General features: G+C 71.9%; 17 protein-coding genes. 14 read left to right on the forward strand and 3 right to left on the reverse strand.

The genetic code is table 11. The features are described from left to right. Positions 1-101 precede the first annotated feature (101 nt). Positions 102-272, reverse strand: coding sequence for a hypothetical protein (locus ACWCRB_RS41455; protein WP_451001004.1), 171 nt, complete (start codon positions 270-272; stop codon positions 102-104). Between the two features lie 270 nt (positions 273-542). On the opposite strand from ACWCRB_RS41455, the gene ACWCRB_RS41460 reads away from it, so the two are divergent. Beyond that, the gene (locus ACWCRB_RS41460; protein ID WP_451001005.1) at positions 543-1,466 is read left to right on the forward strand and encodes an LLM class F420-dependent oxidoreductase; all 924 of its coding nucleotides are present in this window, start codon (positions 543-545) and stop codon (positions 1,464-1,466) included. A 73-nt stretch (positions 1,467-1,539) separates the two neighbouring features. Here the strand turns inward: ACWCRB_RS41460 and ACWCRB_RS41465 are convergent, their stop codons facing one another. Further along, positions 1,540-3,051 (reverse strand): alpha/beta hydrolase, encoded by a 1,512-nt coding sequence (locus ACWCRB_RS41465; RefSeq protein WP_451001006.1) that lies wholly within the window; start codon positions 3,049-3,051, stop codon positions 1,540-1,542. Between the two features lie 156 nt (positions 3,052-3,207). Here ACWCRB_RS41465 and ACWCRB_RS41470 point away from each other — a divergent pair, with 156 nt between their 5' ends. From ACWCRB_RS41470 to ACWCRB_RS41515, 10 genes are all read left to right on the forward strand, one after another. Further along, positions 3,208-4,476, forward strand: coding sequence for an ATP-grasp domain-containing protein (locus tag ACWCRB_RS41470; RefSeq protein WP_451001007.1), 1,269 nt, complete (start codon positions 3,208-3,210; stop codon positions 4,474-4,476). Further along, entirely contained in the window at positions 4,473-5,327 is an 855-nt protein-coding gene (locus ACWCRB_RS41475; protein ID WP_451001008.1) for a Rossmann-like domain-containing protein, read from the forward strand. Before ACWCRB_RS41470 ends, ACWCRB_RS41475 begins: the two co-directional genes overlap by 4 nt. Further along, positions 5,324-6,415, forward strand: coding sequence for a PLP-dependent cysteine synthase family protein (locus ACWCRB_RS41480; protein WP_451001009.1), 1,092 nt, complete (start codon positions 5,324-5,326; stop codon positions 6,413-6,415). Before ACWCRB_RS41475 ends, ACWCRB_RS41480 begins: the two co-directional genes overlap by 4 nt. Further along, entirely contained in the window at positions 6,412-7,494 is a 1,083-nt protein-coding gene (locus ACWCRB_RS41485) for a dipeptide epimerase (RefSeq protein WP_451001010.1), read from the forward strand. Before ACWCRB_RS41480 ends, ACWCRB_RS41485 begins: the two co-directional genes overlap by 4 nt. Next, positions 7,478-8,743: an MFS transporter gene (locus ACWCRB_RS41490; RefSeq protein ID WP_451001011.1), complete on the forward strand. Its 1,266-nt coding sequence runs from the start codon at positions 7,478-7,480 to the stop codon at positions 8,741-8,743. Before ACWCRB_RS41485 ends, ACWCRB_RS41490 begins: the two co-directional genes overlap by 17 nt. Positions 8,744-8,874: 131 nt before the next feature. Then, entirely contained in the window at positions 8,875-9,660 is a 786-nt protein-coding gene (locus ACWCRB_RS41495) for a class I SAM-dependent methyltransferase (RefSeq protein WP_451001012.1), read from the forward strand. Between the two features lie 41 nt (positions 9,661-9,701). After that, a complete protein-coding gene (locus ACWCRB_RS41500; RefSeq protein WP_451001013.1) occupies positions 9,702-11,285 on the forward strand; it encodes an ABC transporter substrate-binding protein in 1,584 nt (527 codons plus the stop codon). Beyond that, positions 11,282-12,235, forward strand: coding sequence for an ABC transporter permease (locus ACWCRB_RS41505; protein WP_451001014.1), 954 nt, complete (start codon positions 11,282-11,284; stop codon positions 12,233-12,235). Before ACWCRB_RS41500 ends, ACWCRB_RS41505 begins: the two co-directional genes overlap by 4 nt. Beyond that, a complete protein-coding gene (locus ACWCRB_RS41510; RefSeq protein ID WP_451001015.1) occupies positions 12,232-13,056 on the forward strand; it encodes an ABC transporter permease in 825 nt (274 codons plus the stop codon). The genes ACWCRB_RS41505 and ACWCRB_RS41510 overlap by 4 nt, the downstream gene beginning before the upstream one ends. Then, complete coding sequence (locus tag ACWCRB_RS41515) at positions 13,053-14,633, forward strand: ABC transporter ATP-binding protein (protein WP_451001016.1); 1,581 nt, start codon at positions 13,053-13,055, stop codon at positions 14,631-14,633. Before ACWCRB_RS41510 ends, ACWCRB_RS41515 begins: the two co-directional genes overlap by 4 nt. On the opposite strand, the gene ACWCRB_RS41520 is transcribed toward ACWCRB_RS41515, so the two are convergent. After that, positions 14,630-15,253, reverse strand: a complete 624-nt coding sequence (locus ACWCRB_RS41520; protein ID WP_451001017.1) for a TetR/AcrR family transcriptional regulator — start codon at positions 15,251-15,253, stop codon at positions 14,630-14,632. The two genes, ACWCRB_RS41515 and ACWCRB_RS41520, sit on opposite strands and share 4 nt — an antisense overlap. Positions 15,254-15,388: 135 nt before the next feature. On the opposite strand from ACWCRB_RS41520, the gene ACWCRB_RS41525 reads away from it, so the two are divergent. The 3 genes from ACWCRB_RS41525 to ACWCRB_RS41535 all read left to right on the forward strand — a co-directional run bounded on the left by ACWCRB_RS41525 (position 15,389) and on the right by ACWCRB_RS41535 (position 20,564). Continuing rightward, positions 15,389-16,333: an alpha/beta fold hydrolase gene (locus ACWCRB_RS41525; protein WP_451001018.1), complete on the forward strand. Its 945-nt coding sequence runs from the start codon at positions 15,389-15,391 to the stop codon at positions 16,331-16,333. Between the two features lie 161 nt (positions 16,334-16,494). Then, entirely contained in the window at positions 16,495-17,979 is a 1,485-nt protein-coding gene (locus tag ACWCRB_RS41530; RefSeq protein WP_451001019.1) for a 3' terminal RNA ribose 2'-O-methyltransferase Hen1, read from the forward strand. Continuing rightward, positions 17,976-20,564: a polynucleotide kinase-phosphatase gene (locus ACWCRB_RS41535; protein ID WP_451001020.1), complete on the forward strand. Its 2,589-nt coding sequence runs from the start codon at positions 17,976-17,978 to the stop codon at positions 20,562-20,564. Before ACWCRB_RS41530 ends, ACWCRB_RS41535 begins: the two co-directional genes overlap by 4 nt. The last annotated feature ends 122 nt before the right edge of the window (positions 20,565-20,686 follow it).

The following is a 20,686-nucleotide window of genomic DNA, read 5'->3' on the forward strand; positions in this document are numbered from 1 at the left end:
GCCCGGCGGCCCCGCGACACGGCCGCCCGGCCGTCACGCGGGGGGCGGGCGGGCCGGGGGGGGGGGGGGGGGGCCGGCCCCCCCCCCCCGAGAGGCCAACCTCAACCCGCCTCGCCCTCCTCAGCAGGCACCGTCGACGCTCCCGCCGATTGAAGGTCCGCGTCCAGCGCGGACAAGTCCGCGTTCAGCGCCGCCATCAGCTCCTCCATCTGCTGCAGCAGCCCCTTCGGCTGTGTGGGCCCCGCCTGCTGCGGCACGACTTCTTCGGACAATGACGGCCTCCTCGGCCCCTGGCCCCCGAAGGAGCCGACGCGGGTGCGCCCCGGAAACGGGCGAGCCGACAATCGAACTGGCTGCCCGGCAGGTACCGGTGCGGGCGCCGGTCGGGCCGGCTCCGCCCGAGCCAACGATCATCGCTGGGGTGGGTCACTGGCACGGAGCCGCACCTCACGCGCGGTTGACGCTTTTTCACCCGACCGGGGAGGCGTGTGGCAGGGGAGACCGGTGGGATTGACCGGTGTTCGACCGTGCAGGATAGAAGCATGGATCTCCGCATCTTCACCGAACCCCAGCAAGGCGCGACCTACGACACCCTGCTCACCGTGGCGAAGGCTACGGAGGACCTCGGTTTCGACGCCTTTTTCCGCTCCGACCACTACCTCCACATGGGCGACGTGGACGGCCTCCCCGGCCCCACCGACGCCTGGATCACCCTCGCCGGACTCGCCCGTGAGACCAAGCGCATCCGCCTCGGCACCCTGATGACGGCAGCCACCTTCCGCCTCCCCGGCGTCCTCGCGATCCAGGTCGCGCAGGTCGACCAGATGTCCGGCGGCCGGGTCGAACTCGGCCTGGGCGCGGGCTGGTTCGAGCAGGAGCACAAGGCGTACGGCATCCCCTTCCCGCAGGAGAAGTTCGCGCGTCTCGAAGAGCAGCTGGCGATCGTCACCGGCCTGTGGGGCACCAAAACCGGCGAAACGTTCAGCCATCACGGCACGCACTACGACCTCACCGACTCGCCGGCCCTGCCCAAGCCCGCGCAGGACAGGATCCCCGTACTCATCGGCGGCCACGGCGCGACCCGTACCCCGAGGCTGACCGCGCAGTACGCCGACGAGTTCAACATGCCGTTCGCCTCGATCGAGGACAGCGAGCGCCAGTTCGGCCGGGTGCGCGCGGCGGCCGAGCAGGCGGGCCGCAAGGCCGACGAACTGACGTACTCGAACGCGCTCGTGGTCTGCGTCGGCAAGGACGACCAGGAGCTGGCCCGTCGCGCCGCCGCGATCGGCCGCGAGGTCGACGAGCTGAAGACCAACGGCCTGGCGGGCTCTCCGGCCGAGGTCGTGGACCGGATCGGCCGGTTCGCGGAGATCGGCTCCCAGCGCATCTACCTCCAGATCCTCGACCTCGACGACCTGGACCACCTGGAGCTGATCTCCTCGCAGGTGCAGTCGCAGCTGTCGTAACGCTTCGGCGCATGGCCGGTGCGTGCCTTCGTACGCGCCGGCCGTACCGCGCACCCCGTACGCACCGGCCACGCTACGAACCGGCCGTCACCGCCGGCAGCCCCGGCCCCGCGCACCGCACATCCCCCGCCGGCACCCGCCCGCCGACCAGATACGCGACGGCCGTCGAGTCCACGCACGCGTTGCCCCGGCTCGCGAACACGCCGTGGGAGTAGTCGTCGTCGAGGGTGACCAGGCGGGAGCCGGGCAGCAGTCGGCGCAGTTCGCGGGCGCCCTCGATCGGGGTCACCGGGTCGTGGGCGGAGGCGATCAGCAGGACGGGTGGGGCGGCGGGGCTGCCCAGGGCCGTACGGCGGGTGGGCCGGTGGTGCCAGAAGGCGCAGGCCGATGCCTCCATGCCGGTCAGCACCGGCTGGGGGTCGAGGCTGCGGGTGCGGCGGAGGTCGGCCAGGATCCGGCCGGGCGTCGGACCGGGTCCGTCGGCGCACTTCACCGTCCGGTTCGCCGCCTCGAAAGTGCGTGAGTCCGGCGAGCCGAGGGCGGTCACGGGCCGCAGCGTGCCCGGCGTGCCGTCCCGCAGATACGTACGCAGTCCGTCGGCCAGGCCCGCCCAGCGTTCGGTGCGGCCGAGGGTGCGGTAGACGGCCCGGTCGAAGGCCGCCGCCCCGAAGCCGTCCACGGGCCGTTCGCGGAGACCGTCGCGCACCCGCAGATACGCGTCGCGCACGGCCTCGATGTCGTCGCCGAGGCCGAAGCGGTCCGGGTGCTGTGCGGTCCAGCCGAAGAAGGTGTCGCGCTGGCGCAGCAGCGCCCGGCTCTGGATGACGTCGAAGTCGTACCAGTCCCACGGCCCGACGACACTGTCCAGCACCATCTTCCCTACCCGGTAAGGGAATTGGGCCGCGTAGGCGGCGCCCAGATAACTCCCGTACGAGACACCGAGGAAGCTCGTCCGGTGCTCGCCGAGGGCGGCACGGATCGCGTCCATGTCCCGCGCCGTCTGCTCCGTGGAGAGGTACGGGAGCGCCTCGTCGCCTACGCCCGTCGCGCAGTCGTCCGCGAGGGCGCGCAGCGCGCGGAGGTACGCCGACTCGGCGCGGGGGCCCACGGGTACGGGGTCCGCGCCCGGTCGGTCACCGTCGAACAGGCCGCCCATCGCACCGCAGCCGACGGGTGAACTCAGGCCGGTGCCACGGGGATCGAAGCCGATCACGTCATACGCCCGCCGCACACTCTCCGGCAGCTTGGCCCGCTTGGTGACGGCGTACGGCAGCCCGGAACCGCCCGGCCCGCCCGGGTTCACCAGCAGAATGCCGCGCCGCTCGGCGGCCGTACCCGAGGCACGGACCCGGGAGACGGCGATCCGCAGCCGTGGACCGTCCGCCGCCGGGTCGTCCCAGTTCAGGGGTACGTCGAGCAGGCCGCACTCGACGGTCTCGGGAGCCGCCGGTCTCGGTACGGAGTCGGGGCAGCTGCCGAAGCGGAGGGGTGTGGGAGCGGCCTGGGCCGTCGGTGTGGGGAGAAGGGCTGCGGTGGCGGTCAGGAGGGCACACAGCAGGGCCGTACGGCGTGGGAGACGACTCACGGGTCTCGCAATCTCGGTTCGGGTAATGGCCGGGTCATCGGATGACAATGAAAACGATTATCGATAACGTGTCCACGGTCAAGTCCGGAGCCCTCCCTGACGGGGGCGCCTTCGCGCTGCCCCGACGGCGTGACCGCCGGGGTGGAAAGGGGAGTTGTGGCTCATTTGCTGGTGGTCGAGAGCTGGGTCGGATCGATGAGCAGACTGCTGCCACGGGCGATCCGGGAGAGCGGGCACGAGTTCACCTTCCTCACCCGAGACCTGCACCACTACCTGCGCGGCGCGCCCGAGGGGGCCGCACATCCGCTGCTCGGCGCCCGCAACGTGCTCACCGCCGACACCAACGAGCTCGGCGAACTCCTGCCGTACGTCGAGAGGTTGCACCGGGCGCTCGGCTTCGACGGGGTGATCACCTCGTGCGACTACTACCTGCCCACGGTCGCCCGGATCGCCGGGCACCTCGGGCTGCCGGGCTCCGGCCCCGAGGCCGTGGAGAACGCCTGCCGCAAGGACGCCACCCGGCGCGTACTGGCGGACGCCGGGGTGCCCGGGCCGCGCTTCGCCGTGTGCGAGGAGTGGGCCGACATCGTGCGCGAGGCGGCAGGCATCGGCTATCCGCTGGTCGTCAAGCCGGTCGACCTGTGCGCGGGGATGTACGTCCGCCGTGTCGACGACGAGGCCCAACTCGCCGAGGCTTGCCGGGCGTTGAACGCGTTCCCGGTCAACGCGCGGGGACAGCGGCGGCCACCCGTCGTACTCCTCGAAGAGCTGCTCGACGGGCCCGAGGTGAGCGTCGAGACCGTGTCGTACGCGGGCGCGGTCCAGGTGGTCGGGGTGACTGACAAGAGCATCGGCGGAGCGCCCGCTTTCGTCGAGACCGGCCACATGTTCCCGGCCGCGCTCACGGCAGCCGACGCCGAGGCCGCCGAGCAGACCGCACTGGGCGCCTTGAAAGCCCTCGGCCTGGTGGACGGTGTCGTGGCGCACACGGAGATCAAACTGACCTCCGCGGGGCCGCGCGTCGTCGAGGTGAACCCCCGCCCGGCCGGCAACCGCATCACCGAACTCGTCCGCCATGTCACCGGCATCGACCTCGCCGCCGCCTTCGTGGACGTCTCCCTCGGCCAGGCACCCGACCTGCGCCGCACGGACACCGGCCTGCGCAGCGCGGCCATCGGCTTCCTCGTCCCGGAGACGGAGGGCACCTTGGAGACGCTGGAGTCGCTGCCCGACACCGACCAACTCCACTCCCAGGAAGGTGTGTTGGAGGTGCAGATCGCCGAGTCGGGGACCACCGTCAAGGCGGCGGGCAGCAACAACGAATACCTGGGCCATGTCATGGCGGCCGACCCGGACGGCCTCGGCGCGCGTGACCGCGTGGACGTCCTGCTGAATGCGCTGCGGGCCGGGCTGGTGATCCGGTGAACGCCGGACTGCGTACGCCCGCAGCGACTTACGAGGTGACCTACGAGGAACTCGTCGCCCGCGCCCTCGCCGGTGAACTCGGCCCCGATCCGCGTACGGAACGCATCGCCGTGGCCTTCGCCACCCGCCAGGCCGTACGGCACGACGGGCGGGGCAGCGGCTACCGCAACGAGGTGCTCAGCCTGCGGCTCGGCGCCGCCGTCGGGTCGTGCGCCGTCGAACCCGGGGAACTGCCGGACGGCGCCATCGACGACTGCGTCGGCGCGGACGTCGCCCGGCTCCTCCAACACCCCCTGCTCCCCGTGCGCGTGGCCGCCCTCGACGCCTACCTCATGCACCTCACCCCGCACACCCCGGAACATGGCGCCCGGACGGTACCGCTCCCGGCGGGGTCCTCGCTGACGAAGTCGCGGGCCCGGGCGAAGGCCGTCGTGGAGCTGCTCGACCTGCCGGCCGGGGCGACCGTCCTCGTCGTCGGTGTCGTCAACTCCCTGCTGGAGGCGCTGCGTTCACGCGGACTGGGATACGTGCCGTGCGATCTCAAGGGCGGCACGACGGAGTGGGGCGAGCCGGTGGTCACGGATGCCCTCGCCGAGGTGGAGAGCGGGCGCTGCGATGCCGTACTCGCCTCCGGGATGACCCTCGGCAACGGGACGTTCGAGCCGCTGCGGCGACACGCGCTCGCGCACGGACGGCAGTTGGTGATGTTCGCCCAGACCGGCAGCGCGATCCTGCCCCGCTTCCTCGGGCACGGCGTGAGCGCGGTGTGCGCCGAGCCGTACCCCTTCTTCTGGCTCGACGGCGGCCCCGGCACCATCCACTGCTACGGCGGCGGGACCGGTGTCCGATGACCACGACAACGGCAGCTGTACGGTCCGCCCCCGCCGCCCGTCACGAGTTGCTGGCGCTCCTCGGGCGCACCCCGCTGGCCAGGATCACCGCCGAACTCCCGGGCCCGCACCCGGGGTTCTGGGCCAAGCTCGAAGGGCTCGGAGCGGGTGGCATGAAGGCACGCGCCGCTGTCTCCATGCTGCTCGGGGCCCGAGAGCGAGGCGAACTGCGTCCCGGCGCACCGGTGGTGGAGTCCACGTCCGGCACTCTCGGCGTCGGGCTCGCCTTCGCCGGGCAGGCGCTCGGGCACCCTGTCGTGCTGGTCGGCGACAGCGAACTGGAGCCGTCCATGCGGCAGTTGCTGCGCTCGCACGGAGTACGGCTGGAGATCGTCGACCGCCCCGCGGCCCAGGGCGGCTGGCAGGCGGCCCGGCTCACCCGCCTCCGTGAACTGCTCGCCGCGCTGCCCGGCGCCTACTGGCCCGACCAGTACAACAACCCCGACAACATCGCCGGATACGCCTCCCTGGCCGCCGAACTCACCGCCCAGCTCGACCACTTGGACATCCTGGTGTGCAGCGTCGGCACCGGCGGACACAGTGCCGGAATCACCGGCCCCCTGCGCCGACGCTGGCCCGCACTGCGGCTCATCGGGGTCGACGCGACCGGCTCCACCATCTTCGGCCAGCCCGCCAGACCCCGTCTGATGCGCGGCCTCGGCAGCAGCATCCACCCGCGCAACGTCGCCTACTCCGCCTTCGACGAGGTCCACTGGGTCGGCCCCGCGGAAGCCGTCGACAGCTGCCGCAGGCTCGCCCGCGAGAGCTTCGTCAGCGGCGGCTGGAGCACCGGCGCCGTCGCCCGCGTCGCCGCCTGGGCGGCCCGCGTCCACCCCGGCGCCGTCGTCGCGACCGTCTTCCCCGACGGCCCGCACCGCTACCTCGGCACCGTCTACGACGACGACTTCGCCCTCGCCCACGGCCTCGACCCGAGCGCGGCGGCGACCCGCCCGGTCGAGATACCGCACCCCCGCGCCGCCGAGGCGACCGGCTGGGTGCGCTGCACCCGCGTCACCGACCCGCTCTCCCCGCAGGAAAGGAACCAGTGAAGGCCAGCCTGCGCACCGTCCGCCTCGAACTCACCGAGCCACTGCGCATCTCCCGCTCCACCATGGCCGCCCGCGACGCCGTATGGCTCGGCATCGAGCACGAGGGGCTGCGCGGGCACGGCGAGGCGGTGACCAGCGTGTACTACGGCCTCGACGCAGACACCCTCCAACGGCACTTCGGCGGTGTGGAGTTGAGCGGTTACGCGTCCCCCGAGGACGCGCTGGAGGCCCTGCGGGAAGGGAAGTTGGCGGCCGGCGACAACACGCCCGCTGCCGTGACCGCCGCCGTCGAGGCCGCGCTTCTCGACCTCGTCGGCAAGCGCGCCGGGGTGCCCGTGCATCAGCTGCTGGGGGCGTCCGCCGCGCCCGTCGCCGCCACCGCCCGGACGATCGGCATCACTTCGGCGCGGCAGGCCGCCGACGAGGCCCGACGGCTCGCCGCGCGCGGCTTCCGGATCGTCAAGGTCAAAGCGGGGACACCGGACCCGGAGGACGACGTGGAGCGCGTACGCGTCATCCGCGACGCCGCGCCCGACGTACGGCTGCTCCTCGACCCCAACGGGGCCTGGAACACCGCCCAGGCGCGGGAGTTGCTGCCCCGGTTCGCCGAACTCGGCGTCGAGGCCGTGGAACAGCCCGTCGCCCCCGGTGACCCGGAGGCCTTCGGATCGCTGGCCGAGTGGTCGCCGGTGCCGCTCATCGCCGACGAGGACGCGGTGGACCTGGAGGACGCGCGACGCCTCGCCGGGCGCGTGCACGGCATCAACGTCAAGCTCGCCAAGTGCGGCGGGGTGTACGCGGCCCTGCGGATCGCCGGGCTTCTCGCGGGCAGCGGTACGGAGTTGATGCTCGGCTGCCTCACCGCCAGCACCCTCGGCATCGCCCCCGCCGTCCACCTCGCCGACCGCGCCCGCTGGATCGACCTCGACGGGCACCTGCTGCTGGCCCGGGACCCGTGGTCCGGAATCGGCGGCGCCGACGGCGTCGTACGGACAAGTGGCAGACCTGGCCTCGGAGTTGAGGAGATCGGGGCTGAGGAGAGCGGAGCCGGGGAGGTGGCCCGTGAAGACGTGGCGTGAGATGCGGCGCTTCCCGGTCGCCATCCAACTGCTTCTCGTCAACCAGCTCGGCGTCAACACCGGCTTCTACCTCCTCATCCCCTACCTCGCGACCCATCTCGGCGAGGACCTGGGGATGTCGGCGGCGGTCGTCGGCATCGTGCTGGGCGTACGGAACCTCAGCCAGCAGGGCCTGTTCATCATCGGCGGGTCCGCCGCCGACCGGCTCGGCGCGCGCGGGGTGATCATCGCCGGGTGCGGGCTGCGAACGGTCGGGTTCGGGATGTTCGCGCTCGGCGACGGGCTACCGGTACTGCTGGCCGCCTCCGTACTGAGCGGGCTGGCCGGGGCGCTGTTCAACCCGGCCGTACGCGCCTATCTCGCGCAGGAGGCCGGGGACCGGAAGGCGGAGGCGTTCGCGCTGTTCAACGTGTTCGCCACGACGGGTGCGTTGGTCGGGCCTCTCCTCGGCAGCGCACTGCTCCTGGTCGACTTCCGGGCGTCCGCGCTCACGGCGGCAGGAATCTTCGCGGTCCTCACGGTCGCCCAGGCCCTTGTCCTGCCCGCGCGGGAGGTCGAACCCGCGAAGAGCGGGGTCCTCGCCGACTGGCGCGAGGTGGTGGGCAACCGTGCCTTCGTGGCGTTCGCGCTCGCCATGGTCGGCATGTTCACCCTGGAGAACCAGCTCTACCTGCTCCTCCCGGACGGTGCCCGCCGGGCGACCGGCTGGGACGGCGCGGCCGGCCTGGTCTTCGTCGTCGGCACCCTCGCCAACCTCGCCCTCCAGCTCCGGATCACGCGTTCCCTCAAGTCCCGTGGGGTGAGGGCCCGTTGGATCTCGGCCGGGCTGGCACTGATGGGGCTGGCGTTCGTCCCGCCGATGCTGGTGGCGGGGTCAGGGTCAGGGTCGGTGTCGGGGGAAACGTCGTGGCTGGCCGCCGTACCTGTGCTGCTGGGGGCGCTGATCCTCTACCTCGGCGTGATGGTTGCCGGGCCGTTCGTCATGGAGCTGATCCCCGGCTTCGGCCGGCCCGAACTGACGGGCACCTACTTCGGCATCTTCTACGTCGTCTCCGGCATCGCCGCCGCCGTAGGCAACACGGTCGTCGGCTGGGCGATGGACACCGGCGACCGGGGCGACGCGGAGTGGCTCCCGTGGGCGTGCTGCGCGGTGTTCGGCCTGGCGTCGGCGGGCGGCGTGGTCTGGCTGGAGCGGTTGGGGGCGCTGCCGGGGAGCCCGGTGGCTGTGGGGGAGAGGAGCGCGGTGTGAACGGGGCTGGAGGGGTGGGGGCTGTGAACAGCGCTGGCGGCGGGCGGCCTGTGAACAGGGTTGACGGCGAGCACGCTGTGAACCCCCACGCCACGGAACGCACTGTGAACAGCCAAGCCGGAAAAGGGCCTGTGAACAGCCGCAACCTGCTCACCGACAACCCCGAGCTGTACGAGGCCCGCTTCCCCGACCCCGACCGGCTCGCCGGGCGCTGGGCCGAGGACTGTCTGCGTCGGCACGGTGGCGGGTCGCGGGTACTGGACATCGGGTGCGGTACGGGGCGTGACGCCGAGTATCTGCAGCGGGCCGGGCGTACCGTCACCGGGGCCGATCTGTCCGGGGCGATGCTTACGTACGCCCGCGCGACGCATCCGGGACCCGAGTACGTCAGTGCCGATCTCACCCGGTTCGAGCTGGGCGCCGGTGCCTTCGATGCCGTCGTCTGTCTCGACAGCGCGCTGCTGTACTGCCACACCAACGACCAGCTCGACGGGTTCCTCGGCTCCTGTCGACGTGCCCTCGCCCCCGGTGGGCTTCTCGTCGCCGAGATGCGCAACGGGGCCTACTTCCTCGGGCGTACCGATCTGCTCGACACCCCGGCCGTCGGGGGGTTCACCTGGCAGGGCACCGCCTATCGGTCCGTCACCACGCTCACCGTCGACCGGACCGCCCAACTCCTGTGCCGGGTAAGGGACTGGACCGCCGACGACGGTACGGCGCCTGTCCGACAGCGGTCCGCCTGGCGGCTCTTGTTCCCGCTTGAGCTGCGGCACGCACTCACCGCGCACGGCTTCGACGTACTCGAACTGCACGACGGTCCGGGACCGCGTACCGAACCGCCTTGGCAGGAGGGCGAGTTGCCCGGCGACAGCGCAGACGCTGATCGGCTGCACCTCGTCGCACGCCGACGGCACTGACACCCACCACTCCCCGCTCCCCTGACCCCCGAAGGACTCCCATGTACGACTTTCCTGCCCTGCGCCGACGCGGCTTCCTCGCCGCCGTGGGCGGTACCGCCGCGCTCGGTGCGCTCGGCCTCGCGGGCTGCGCCGACTCCACGGACGACACCTCCGACGGCAGCGGCTCCGACAGCGGTACGCCCAGACAGGGTGGGCGGCTGCGCGCGGCCTTCGCCGGTGGGGGCGCCAGCGAGACACTCGACCCGCATCTGGCCAGCCTCTTCGCAGATGCGGCCCGTGCCAAGGCGCTCTACGACAAGCTCGCCGACTACGGCGCCGACCTCTCCGCGCAGCCCCGCCTCGCCGAGAAGTGGGAGGCCAACAAGACCCTGGACCGCTGGCAGGTCACCCTGCGGCAGGCCACCTTCCACAACGGCAAGGCGGTCACCGCCGAGGACGTGCTGTACAGCTACCGACGGATCGCCGACCCCGACCAGACGTTCCGGGCGAAGGCCTCCCTGGAGCCGATCGACCTCGACGCCAGCCGGGCCACGGGCACGCACGGGATCGAGTTCGTGCTGAAGCGGCCGACGGCCGAATTCCCCAACATCCTGGCCGCGTTCGGCGCGTACATCGTGCCCGACGGCGCGACCGGAACCGACTTCGACAAGAAGCCCGTCGGGTCCGGGCCCTTCCGGTTCGTGTCCTTCGCGCCCGGTCGTTCCGCGCTCTTCCGTCGCTACGACGACTACTGGGAGGGCACCCCGCACCTCGACGAGCTCGAGTTCGTCGTCGCCAACGAGGAGTCGGCGCGCGTCAACGCGCTGCTCGGCGGCCAGGTCGAGTACGCCCATGAGCTGAATCCGACCACTGCTCGGGCCCATGAGGGCAAGGGGCAGATCGAGATCGTGCGGCTGCGCAACAGCGCCATGCAGGGCTTCGCGATGAAGACCGACCGCGCGCCCTTCGACGACAAGCGGGTCCGCGAGGCCTTCTTCCTCATCGCCGACCGGCAGGAACTCGTCGACGGCGCGCTGTCCGGCGCGGGTGTCGTCGGGAACGACCTGTTCGGGAAGGGGTACGAGTACTACGCCGCCGATCTTCCGCAGCGCGCCCAGGATCTCGACCGGGCCAAAGCCCTGCTGAAGCAGGCCGGAGCCGAGAACCTCAAGGTCACGCTGGACACCTCCGCCGTCGCCGCCGGTTTCACCGAGGCCGCCGGGATCTTCCGCGACCAGGCGGCAAAGGCGGGCGTCACGATCGACGTCAAGATGGGCAGCAAGGACTCGTACTGGAGTGACATCCTCGACTCCGGCACGATCTGCTGCTACCGCTCCGGCGCCATGCCCATCGAGGCGCACATCTCGCAGCGGCTGCTCACCGACTCCACCACCAACGCGACGAAGTGGCACCACAAGGACTTCGACGCGCTCTACCAGCAGGCCCAGTCGACGAAGGACAAGACCGGGCGGACCGCCGTGTACGGGCGGATGCAGCGCCGGCTGTACGCCGAGGGCGGGTTCCTGGTGTGGGGGTTCGCCGACTGGATCCTCGGAACGGCCAAGAACGTGAAGGGAGTTGAGGAGAAGGCGCCCGCCAACTCGCTCGACTGGGCGCGGTTCGACAAGGTCTGGCTGGCGTGAGCGGACTGCGCTCCTTCGTCGTCCGGCGGCTGCTTCTCGGCGGCGCGCAGACCGTGGCCGTCGTGCTGCTGGTCTTCGCGCTCACCGAGGCGCTGCCGGGCGACGCGGCCGTCGCACTCGCCGGGGACCAGCCCGACCCGGCGCGTATCGAGGCCATCCGCGAGGCCATGCACCTCGACCGGCCCGCGTACGAACGGCTGTTGGACTGGGCGGCGGGGCTGACGCACGGGGATTTCGGCACCTCGCTGACGTCCGGGCGGTCGGTCAGCATGTACATCGAGGACGGCTTCGGGCCGACGTTGCTGCTCGCGACCATCACGGTAACTTTCCTGATTCCGCTGGGAGTCGGGCTCGGTGTACTCGCCGCCCGCTACGAAGGGCGGCTCGTGGACCGGCTCGTCAGCTCCGTCACCCTCGGGGTGTACGCCGTACCGGAGTTCGCCTTCGGGGTGCTCCTGGTGACCGTCTTCGCGCTCCAGTTGGGCTGGCTGCCGCCGACCGCCGTCGGCTACGGCACCGACCTGCTCGGCCACCCCGCCGCCCTGGTCCTGCCCGTCCTGGTCCTGCTGTCCCGCCCGGTGTGCTCCCTGGCCCGGCTCGTGCGCGCCGGCATGGTCGACGCGCTGAACTCGCCGTACGTCGCCCAAGCGCGCCGGTACGGCATCCCGGGCGTCCGCGTCCGGTACGCCCACGCCCTGCCCAACGCCGTCGCCCCGGCGGCGCAGCAACTCGCCCGCACCGTCGACTGGTTGCTGTGCGGGGTCATCGTCGTGGAGGCACTGTTCGTGATCCCGGGACTGGGGACCGTCCTCATGAACGCCGTCGCCGAACGTGATGTACCGGTGGTACAGGGGCTGGCGGTGGTGTTCGGGGTACTGACCGTCCTCCTCAACCTGGGTGCCGATCTCGTCGCCCACCGGTTCGCGCCGAGGGCGGGGGTGGCCGCGTGAGGAGCCGTTCGCGTTTCGTGCTCGGGGCTGCCGTCATCGGCGTACCCCTCGTACTCGCCCTGCTGGGACCGCTGTTCGCGGGTGAACCGGGGCCCCGGGCCGTCTCGTTCACCCTCGGGGACGGGCACTGGCTCGGCACCGACTTCGTGGGCCGGGACGTGTGGCAGCAGGTGCTGCACGGTGGCCGGCCGGTGGTGCTGACCGCGCTCGCGGCGACCGCGCTCGCCTACCTCGTGGCGCTGCCGCTCGGCCTCATCAGCGCGCTCACGCACCGGAGTTGGCTGGAGGAGCTGCTCATGCGGCCCCTGGACGTACTGCTCGCCGTGCCCTCGCTCCTCCTCATCCTGCTCGTGGCCTCGGTGTTCGAGCCGAGCACGGTCGGGCTCGCCCTGCTCGTCGCGCTGGCCAACATCCCCGACGCGGCCCGGATCGTCCGCGCGGCGGCAGCGGAGGCCGCCGCCCGCCCGGCCGTCGAGGCGCTGCGCATGCAGGGCGAGACCTGGTGGCGCATGGCCGTCGGCTATGTCGGCCGCTCCATCCTGCGCACCCTCGCCGCCGACGCGGGCATCCGGCTCACCGGCGTGCTGTACCTGGTGGCCACGGCCGCCTTCCTCGGCGTCGGGGTCGCGCCGGACGCCGCCGACTGGGCCGTCATGGTGGACCGCAACCGCACCGGGCTGTTCGTCCAGCCCTGGGCCGTGGTCGTGCCCGCGCTGCTGATCGTCGCGCTGACGACGGGCAGCAACCTGCTCTTCGACGCGGCGCTGGACCGACGAACCGGCAGCAATCGACCTACTGCTGAGAAGGGACGACAGGCGTGAACGCCCCCGTCAACGCGTCAGCCGACGCACCCGTCGACGCCCCTGCCGCCGAGATCGAGAACCTCCGCGTTGAGATCGACGGCACTCCCCTCGTCGACGGAGTCGACCTCCGTCTCCTGCCCGGCCGGGTGACCGCCCTGGTGGGCGCCTCCGGCAGCGGCAAGACCACCACCGGCCTGGCCCTGCTCGGCGAACACCCGCCCGGCGCCCGGGTGTCGGGCGAGGTACGGGTGTCCGGCGGGGGCCCGGTCGGATACGTCCCCCAACACCCCGCCGCCGTCCTCAACCCGGCCCGCCGGGTGGGAGCCCTCCTCGAAGACATCGCCCGCGAACAGGTACGGGGCCTGCCCCGGGCGACCCGCCGGACGGAGGCCCGCACTCGCGTGCTGCGAGCCCTGGCCGATGCCCAACTGCCCGACGGGGAAGCGCTGTTGCGCCGTTACCCCCACCAGCTCTCCGGCGGCCAGCAGCAACGCGTGGTCCTGGCCCAGGCGCTGCTGCTGGGCGCCCGGGTCGTCGTCGCCGACGAACCCACCACGGGCCAGGACGCGTTGACGAAGAGCCGCATCGTCGACGAGCTGACGGCCGTCGCCGCACAGGGCATCGCCGTGCTCCTGCTCAGCCACGACCTCGACGTGGTCCGCGCACTGGCCGACGAGGTACTGGTGATGCGGGAGGGCCGGGTGGTCGAGTCGGGCCCGACGGAGCGGGTATGGCTCGCGCCGCGTCATGAATGGACCCGTGAACTCCTGGCCCAGCACCCACAGTTGACCGAGACGGACAGCGGCACCGCCGACCCGACCGGCACCCCCGTCCTGCACATCCAGGACCTCACCGCCCGCCACCACCGCACCCAGATCCTCCGCATCCCCGAACTCGCCCTGCACGCCGGTGAATGCCTGGCCGTCGTCGGCCGTTCGGGCAGCGGCAAGACCACCCTCGCCCGCTGCCTGGCAGGCCTCCACCGGAACTATGACGGCCGGGTCACGCTCGACGGCAGCTCCCTCCCACGCAGCCTGCGCGAGCGCGAAAGGGCCCAACTGGCCGCCGTGCAGTACGTGTTCCAGGACGCGCGGGCCGCCTTCGACGAGTACCGGCCCGTCGTGGAGCAGGTCGCGCGTACGGCCGTACGACTGCGCGGCACCGACGCACAGGCCGTCCGGGCGGAGGCCTTGGCCGCTCTCACCGAGCTGGGGCTCACCGAGGAGCAGGCCCACCGTCTCCCGGGCCGGCTCTCCGGCGGCGAACTCCAACGCGCCGCCCTCGCACGGACGTTGCTGGCCCGGCCGCGCGTCCTCATCTGCGACGAGATCACCTCGGGCCTGGACGCGGTCACCCGGCGCGGTCTCCTCGACGTTCTCGCCGGGCTCCGGAGCGAGCGCGGCGACCTGTCCGTCGTACTCATCACGCACGACCTGGACACGGCGGCGCTCGCCGACCGGATCGCCGTACTCGACGCGGGGGAGGTGGTCGAACAGGGGCCGGTGACAAGGGTGTTGAGCGAGCCCGCGCATCCGTTCACGAGACGGCTGCTGGCGGCGACGAACAGGGACACCAGCAACGCCCAGGCGCACTAGCCACCATGAGCCGGCCCCGACTCCCGGAAGATCCGGTCCAGTTGATGCTGGAGAACCGCGACGGCGTCCTCCGCCGACCGCTGGCCCACCAGGACACCGGTCCCGAGTCCCGCAGACAGGGCGAGCAGCATGACCGCCTCTTTGCGTACGTCGATGTCGGGTGCCGTCAGGCCGGCGGCCCGCGCCTGCTGGAGCAGTACCGCGAGACTCTCCTCGGCCGCGTCGGGGCTCTTGAGGAAGGGCTGGGCGGCGAGCGCCTCGTCGGTCATGGCGAGCACGGCGTACGAGGTGTAGACGAGGTGCAGTGCCCGGCTCTCCTCGTCGGTCGGGAGCGCCGCCAGCAGCAGGGCCTCGATCATCGCGCGCGGCCCGGGATCGTCCCCGGCGGCCCGCACCCGGGCGGCGACGCGCTCGCCGAACCCCTCGGCGAGCTGCCGCAAGCCGTAGAGGAGCAGGTTCTCCTTGGTCTCGAAGTAGTACTGCACCAGCCGCAGCGACACCCCCGCCTCCGCCGCCACCTCCCGCATCCCCACGGCGTGCAGCCCGCGCCGCCCCGCCACCCGCACCAGGGCTCGCGCGATCTCGGTGCGTCGTTCGTCATGGTCCACGCGCTTGGGCATCCGGCACTCCGTTGATCGGCGGCTTCTGGGTGATGATACCGCTGTACCATGAGCGTGATACGTTCGTATCACGAAACCGCGCAGCCCCTGCACTCTCCGCACAGCCCCTGGAACCCTTCAGGAGGTGGCCCAGCCGTGCCCAAAGCCACGACCAGCACCCCGGCGACCCGTATCCCGGCCGACGTCGGCCGGTACGTGAACGACGCCCGCCGCGACCGGTACTTCGCGGCCTGCGACGCGCTCTACGCGATGGGCGCGCCCATCGACGAGGAACTGGACGTCGAGACGAGCTTCGGCACCACGCACGTCTACCGCTACGGCCCGGCCCCCTCCGCCACCTCCCGCACCCCGATCGTGCTGGTCCACGGAGCGGGCAGCTGTTCCGCGATGTGGTACCCGAACACCGCTCGGCTCAGCGCCGACCGGCCCGTGTACGCGCTCGACACGCCCGGCGACCCGGGCCGCAGCGTCCAGCGCGAGGCCATCCACCAGCCGGAACGGGCCGCCCAGTGGCTGGACGAGGCGCTCGCCGGGCTCGGTCTCGACCGTGTCCACCTGGTGGGCTCGTCGTACGGCGGCTGGCTCGTCCTGAACCAGGCCCACCGCGCCCCCGGACGCCTCGCCTCCGTGACCCTCCTCGACCCGGGCGGGCTGGAGAAGGTGGGCCTGCGGTTCTTCGTCTGGATCTTCGTGAGCCTCTTCGCGACCGCCGCGCCCAAGGCACTGCGCCCGCGCCTGGCGGCCTGGCTGGAGCAGCCGGTGCTCGTCGTGCCGGAGCTGCGCGCCATGATCCAGGCCTCCGTCCGCGCCTTCCGCATCCGCCGCCCGGCCCCACTCCCGCTCACCGACGCCGAACTGCGCACCATCCGCACCCCGCTCCACCTGGTCCTCGGCAAGCGAAGCCTGCTGCTCCACCCGCGACGGCAACTCGAACGCGTCCCGCGTCTGATCCCGGGCGCCCGCGCCGAAATCGTCCAGAGCACCGGCCACGCCCCGCAGATCGACCAGGCCGAACAGGCCAACGAACGCATACGGGACTTCACGGCCGCGGTGGACGCCGGGGACAGCGAAAATCCCTGAGTGTGTTCTGGGCGTTCGCTGTACGTTGTGGAAACGCGCCGAGGCAGGTCAGAGGCCCCTGAGCACCTTCGGGGGCCATGGCTGCCGAGGCGCGCTCATCCACTGCCGTGGCGGCCCCGCGCCGTCCGGCGGTACAGACGCCGTTTCGAGGTACAACCACCGTGTTCCTGACGATCAGCACCACCGGCACCCCAGAACGCCCCGCGACCGACCTCGGGTATCTGCTGCACAAGCATCCCGACAACGCGCAGATGTTCTCCACCTCCTACGGCACCGCGCACGTCCTCTACCCCGAGGCGTCCGCCGAGCGCTGCACGGCCGCGCTGCTGCTGGAGGTCGACGCGGTGGCGCTGGTCCGGCGCGGCAAGGGCAAGGGACGCGGCGGCGCACCCGACGCGGCACTCGCGCAGTACGTCAACGACCGCCCGTACGCGGCCTCTTCGCTGCTCGCGGTCGCGCTCAGCGCCGTGTTCAGCAGCGCGATGAAGGGCCAGTGCCGGGCGAAGCCCGAACTCCCGGACCAGGCACGCCCGTTGCGCATCGAGGTGCCCGCGGTCCCGGCCCGGGGCGGCGCCGACCTCGTACGGAACCTCTTCCAGCCGCTCGGCTGGACGGTGACGGCCGAACCGGTCGCGCTGGACCCGGAGTTCCCGGAGTGGGGCGACTCGCGGTACGTGCGTCTCGTCCTCGCATCGGAGACGCTGACCCTCGCCGAGGCGCTGCGCCACCTGTACGTCCTGCTGCCGGTCCTCGACGACGCCAAGCACTACTGGGTCGCGCCCGACGAGGTCGACAAGCTGCTGCGGGCCGGTGAGGGCTGGCTGCCCGAGCACCCGGAGCAGAAGCTGATCACCAGCCGCTATCTGTCCCGCCGTTGGTCGCTCACCCGGCAGGCGATGGAACGCCTGGAACTGGTCCGCCTCGCCGAGACCGACGACAGCGAGGTCGAGGAGATCGACAACGCGGTCGAGGAGGAGACGGAGGCGGAGGAGAGGCCCACCCCGCTCGCCGTACAGCGCCGGGACGCGATCATCGCGGCGCTGAGGGCGTCCGGGGCCGCCCGGGTGCTCGATCTCGGCTGCGGGCAGGGCCAGTTGGTGCAGGCGCTGCTCAAGGACACCGCGTTCACCGAGATCGTCGGTGTCGACGTGTCGATGCGCGCGCTCACCATCGCCTCGCGGCGGCTGAAGCTGGACCGGATGGGGGAACGGCAGGCGGCGCGCGTCCAGTTGCTCCAGGGTTCGCTCGCCTACACCGACAAGCGGCTCAAGGGGTACGACGCCGCCGTACTGTGCGAGGTCGTCGAACACCTCGACCTGCCGCGCCTGCCCGCCCTGGAGTACGCGGTGTTCGGCGCGGCCCGCCCCCGCACGGTCCTCGTGACCACGCCGAACGTCGAGTACAACGTCCGCTGGGAGACCCTCCCGGCCGGCCACAGCCGCCACAGCGACCACCGCTTCGAATGGACGCGGGAGGAGTTCCGGGCCTGGGCGGCCACGGTGGCCGAACGGCACGGCTACGAGACGGAGTTCGCGCCTGTCGGGCCGGACGACCCGGAGGTCGGCCCGCCGACACAGATGGCCGTGTTCACGATGAAGACCGAGACCCAGACCGCCAACGAGGAGAAGGAGGCGAACGCAGCATGAGCAGTGTCGAGAACACCGAGAGCATCGAGAGTGTCGAGAATGTCGAGAACAAGGGGCGTGTGCTGCCCGTCACCGACCTCTCCCTCGTGGTGCTGATCGGGGCGTCCGGCTCGGGCAAGTCCACGTTCGCCCGGCGGCACTTCAAGCCGACCGAGGTCATCTCCTCGGACTTCTGCCGAGGCCTGGTCGCCGACGACGAGAACGACCAGAGCGCCAGCGGGGACGCCTTCGACGTCCTGCACTACATCGCGGGCAAGCGACTCGCGGCGGGCCGCCGTACGGTCGTCGACGCGACCAACGTCCAGGAAGGCAGCCGAAAGCAGCTGATCGAGCTGGCGCGGCAGTACGACGTCCTGCCCATCGCCATCGTCCTCGACGTGCCCGACGACGTGTGCGCCGAACGCAACGCCTCCCGCACCGATCGGGCCGACATGCCCCGCCGGGTGATCCACCGCCACATCCGCGAACTCCGCCGCTCCCTGCGCCACTTGGAGCGCGAGGGATTCCGCAAGGTGCACGTCCTGCGTGGCGTGGAGGAGATCGAGAGCGCCGAGATCCGCACGGAGAAGCGCTACAACGACCTGACCCACCTCACCGGCCCCTTCGACATCATCGGCGACATCCACGGCTGCGCTGCCGAACTGGATTCCCTGCTCGGCAAGTTGGGCTACGAGGACGGCGTACACCCGGCCGGCCGTACGGCCGTCTTCGTGGGCGACCTCGTCGACCGCGGCCCGGACAGCCCGGGCGTGCTGCGCCGTGTGATGTCCATGGTCGGCTCGGGCAACGCTCTGTGCGTGCCCGGCAACCACGAGAACAAGTACGGCCGCTTCCTCAAGGGCCGCAAGGTCCAGCACACCCACGGCCTCGCCGAGACCATCGGGCAGATGGAGGGAGAGAGCGACGAATTCCGTTCCCAGGTGCGGGAGTTCATCGACGGACTGGTCAGCCACTACGTCCTCGACGGTGGCCGGCTGGTGGTCTGCCACGCCGGTCTGCCCGAGAAGTACCACGGCCGTACGTCGGGCCGGGTGCGCTCGCACGCGCTGTACGGCGAAACGACCGGCGAGACCGACGAGTTCGGCCTGCCGGTGCGCTACCCGTGGGCGGAGGACTACCGGGGCCGGGCCGCGGTCGTGTACGGTCACACGCCCGTCCCGGAGGCGAGCTGGCTGAACAACACCATCTGCCTCGACACCGGTGCCGTCTTCGGCGGCAAGCTGACCGCGCTGCGCTGGCCGGAGCGGGAACTGGTCGACGTACCGGCGGAGCAGATCTGGTACGAGCCGGTCAGGCCGCTGCGTCCGGAGGCGCCGGGCGGGCACGACGGCCGCCCGCTGGACCTGGCGGACGTCCACGGCCGCCGGGTCGTCGAGACACGCCACGCGGGCCGGATCACGGTCCGTGAGGAGAACGCGGCGGCGGCCCTGGAGGTCATGAGCCGCTTCGCGGTGGACCCGCGGCTGCTGCCGTACCTGCCGCCGACGATGGCTCCGACGGCGACCTCCCAGGTGGAGGGCTACCTGGAGCACCCGGCGGAGGCGTTCGAGCAGTACCGGGCGGACGGGGTCGAGCGGGTCGTGTGCGAGGAGAAGCACATGGGGTCGCGGGCGGTGGTGCTGGTGTGCCGTGACGGGGAGGTGGCTCGGAAGCGGTTCGGTGTGGACGCCGCCGAGGGTCCTATGGGGGCGCTGTACACGCGTACCGGGCGGCCGTTCGTCGACGACCCGGCGGTGACGGAGGAGATCCTCCGCCGGGTGCGGGTGGCGGCCGATGCGGCGGGCCTTTGGGAGGAGCTGGGCACCGACTGGCTGCTGCTGGACGCCGAGTTGATGCCGTGGTCGCTGAAGGCGGGCGGGCTGCTGCGGTCGCAGTACGCGGCGGTGGGCGCCGCGTCGGGGGCGGTGTTCCCGGGTGCGCTGGCTGCCCTGGAGGGTGCGGCTGCGCGAGGCGCCGACGTGGGCGACCTGCTGACCCGCCAGCGCGAACGGGCGTCGGACGCCTCGGCGTTCACGGCCGCCTACCGGCGCTACTGCTGGCCGACGGAGGGGCTGGACGGGGTCCGGCTGGCCCCCTTCCAGGTCCTCGCGACCGAGGGCCGCAGCCTGGCCGGGCTGCCGCACGACGAGCAACTCGCCCTGTTGGACCGGCTGGTGGAGCACGACAGCACGGGGCTGCTGCAGACGATTCGGCGGCTGTACGTCGACACGGGGGACGTGGAGTCGGTTCGGGCAGGCGTGGACTGGTGGCTGGAGATGACCGGGCGGGGTGGTGAGGGCATGGTCGTGAAGCCGCTGGGTGGTGTTGTGCGCGACGGCAAGGGGCGGCTCGTGCAGCCCGGCATCAAGTGCCGGGGGCGGGAGTACCTGCGGATCATCTACGGGCCGGAGTACACGCGGCCCGAGAACCTCGGCCGGCTGCGGGGGCGGTTCCTGAACCACAAGCGGTCGCTTGCGATCAGGGAGTACGCGCTGGGGTTGGAGGCGTTGGACCGGCTGGCGGAGGGGGAGCCGTTGTGGCGGGTTCATGAGGCGGTGTTCGGGGTGCTGGCACTGGAGTCGGAGCCGGTGGACCCGCGACTGTAGGGCTTCTTTCGCCCCCGCCGCCCCTACCCGTTCCCATCCCTGGGGGCTGCGCCCCCAGACCCCCGCTTGTCGGCCTGGACGGCCTCGTCCTCAAACGCCGGACGGGCTGAAAAACCTAGCCG

It is taken from the genome of Streptomyces sp. NPDC002156 (genome assembly GCF_053593675.1).

Excerpts from the sequence above, each read along its gene's own strand:
- ACWCRB_RS41460 (WP_451001005.1), top strand. The coding sequence starts at position 543 with ATGGATCTCCGCATCTTCACCGAACCCCAGCAAGGCGCGACCTACGAC.
- ACWCRB_RS41480 (WP_451001009.1), top strand. The coding sequence starts at position 5,324 with ATGACCACGACAACGGCAGCTGTACGGTCCGCCCCCGCCGCCCGTCAC.
- ACWCRB_RS41500 (WP_451001013.1), top strand. The coding sequence starts at position 9,702 with ATGTACGACTTTCCTGCCCTGCGCCGACGCGGCTTCCTCGCCGCCGTG.
- ACWCRB_RS41520 (WP_451001017.1), bottom strand. The coding sequence starts at position 15,253 with ATGCCCAAGCGCGTGGACCATGACGAACGACGCACCGAGATCGCGCGA.
- ACWCRB_RS41535 (WP_451001020.1), top strand. The coding sequence starts at position 17,976 with ATGAGCAGTGTCGAGAACACCGAGAGCATCGAGAGTGTCGAGAATGTC.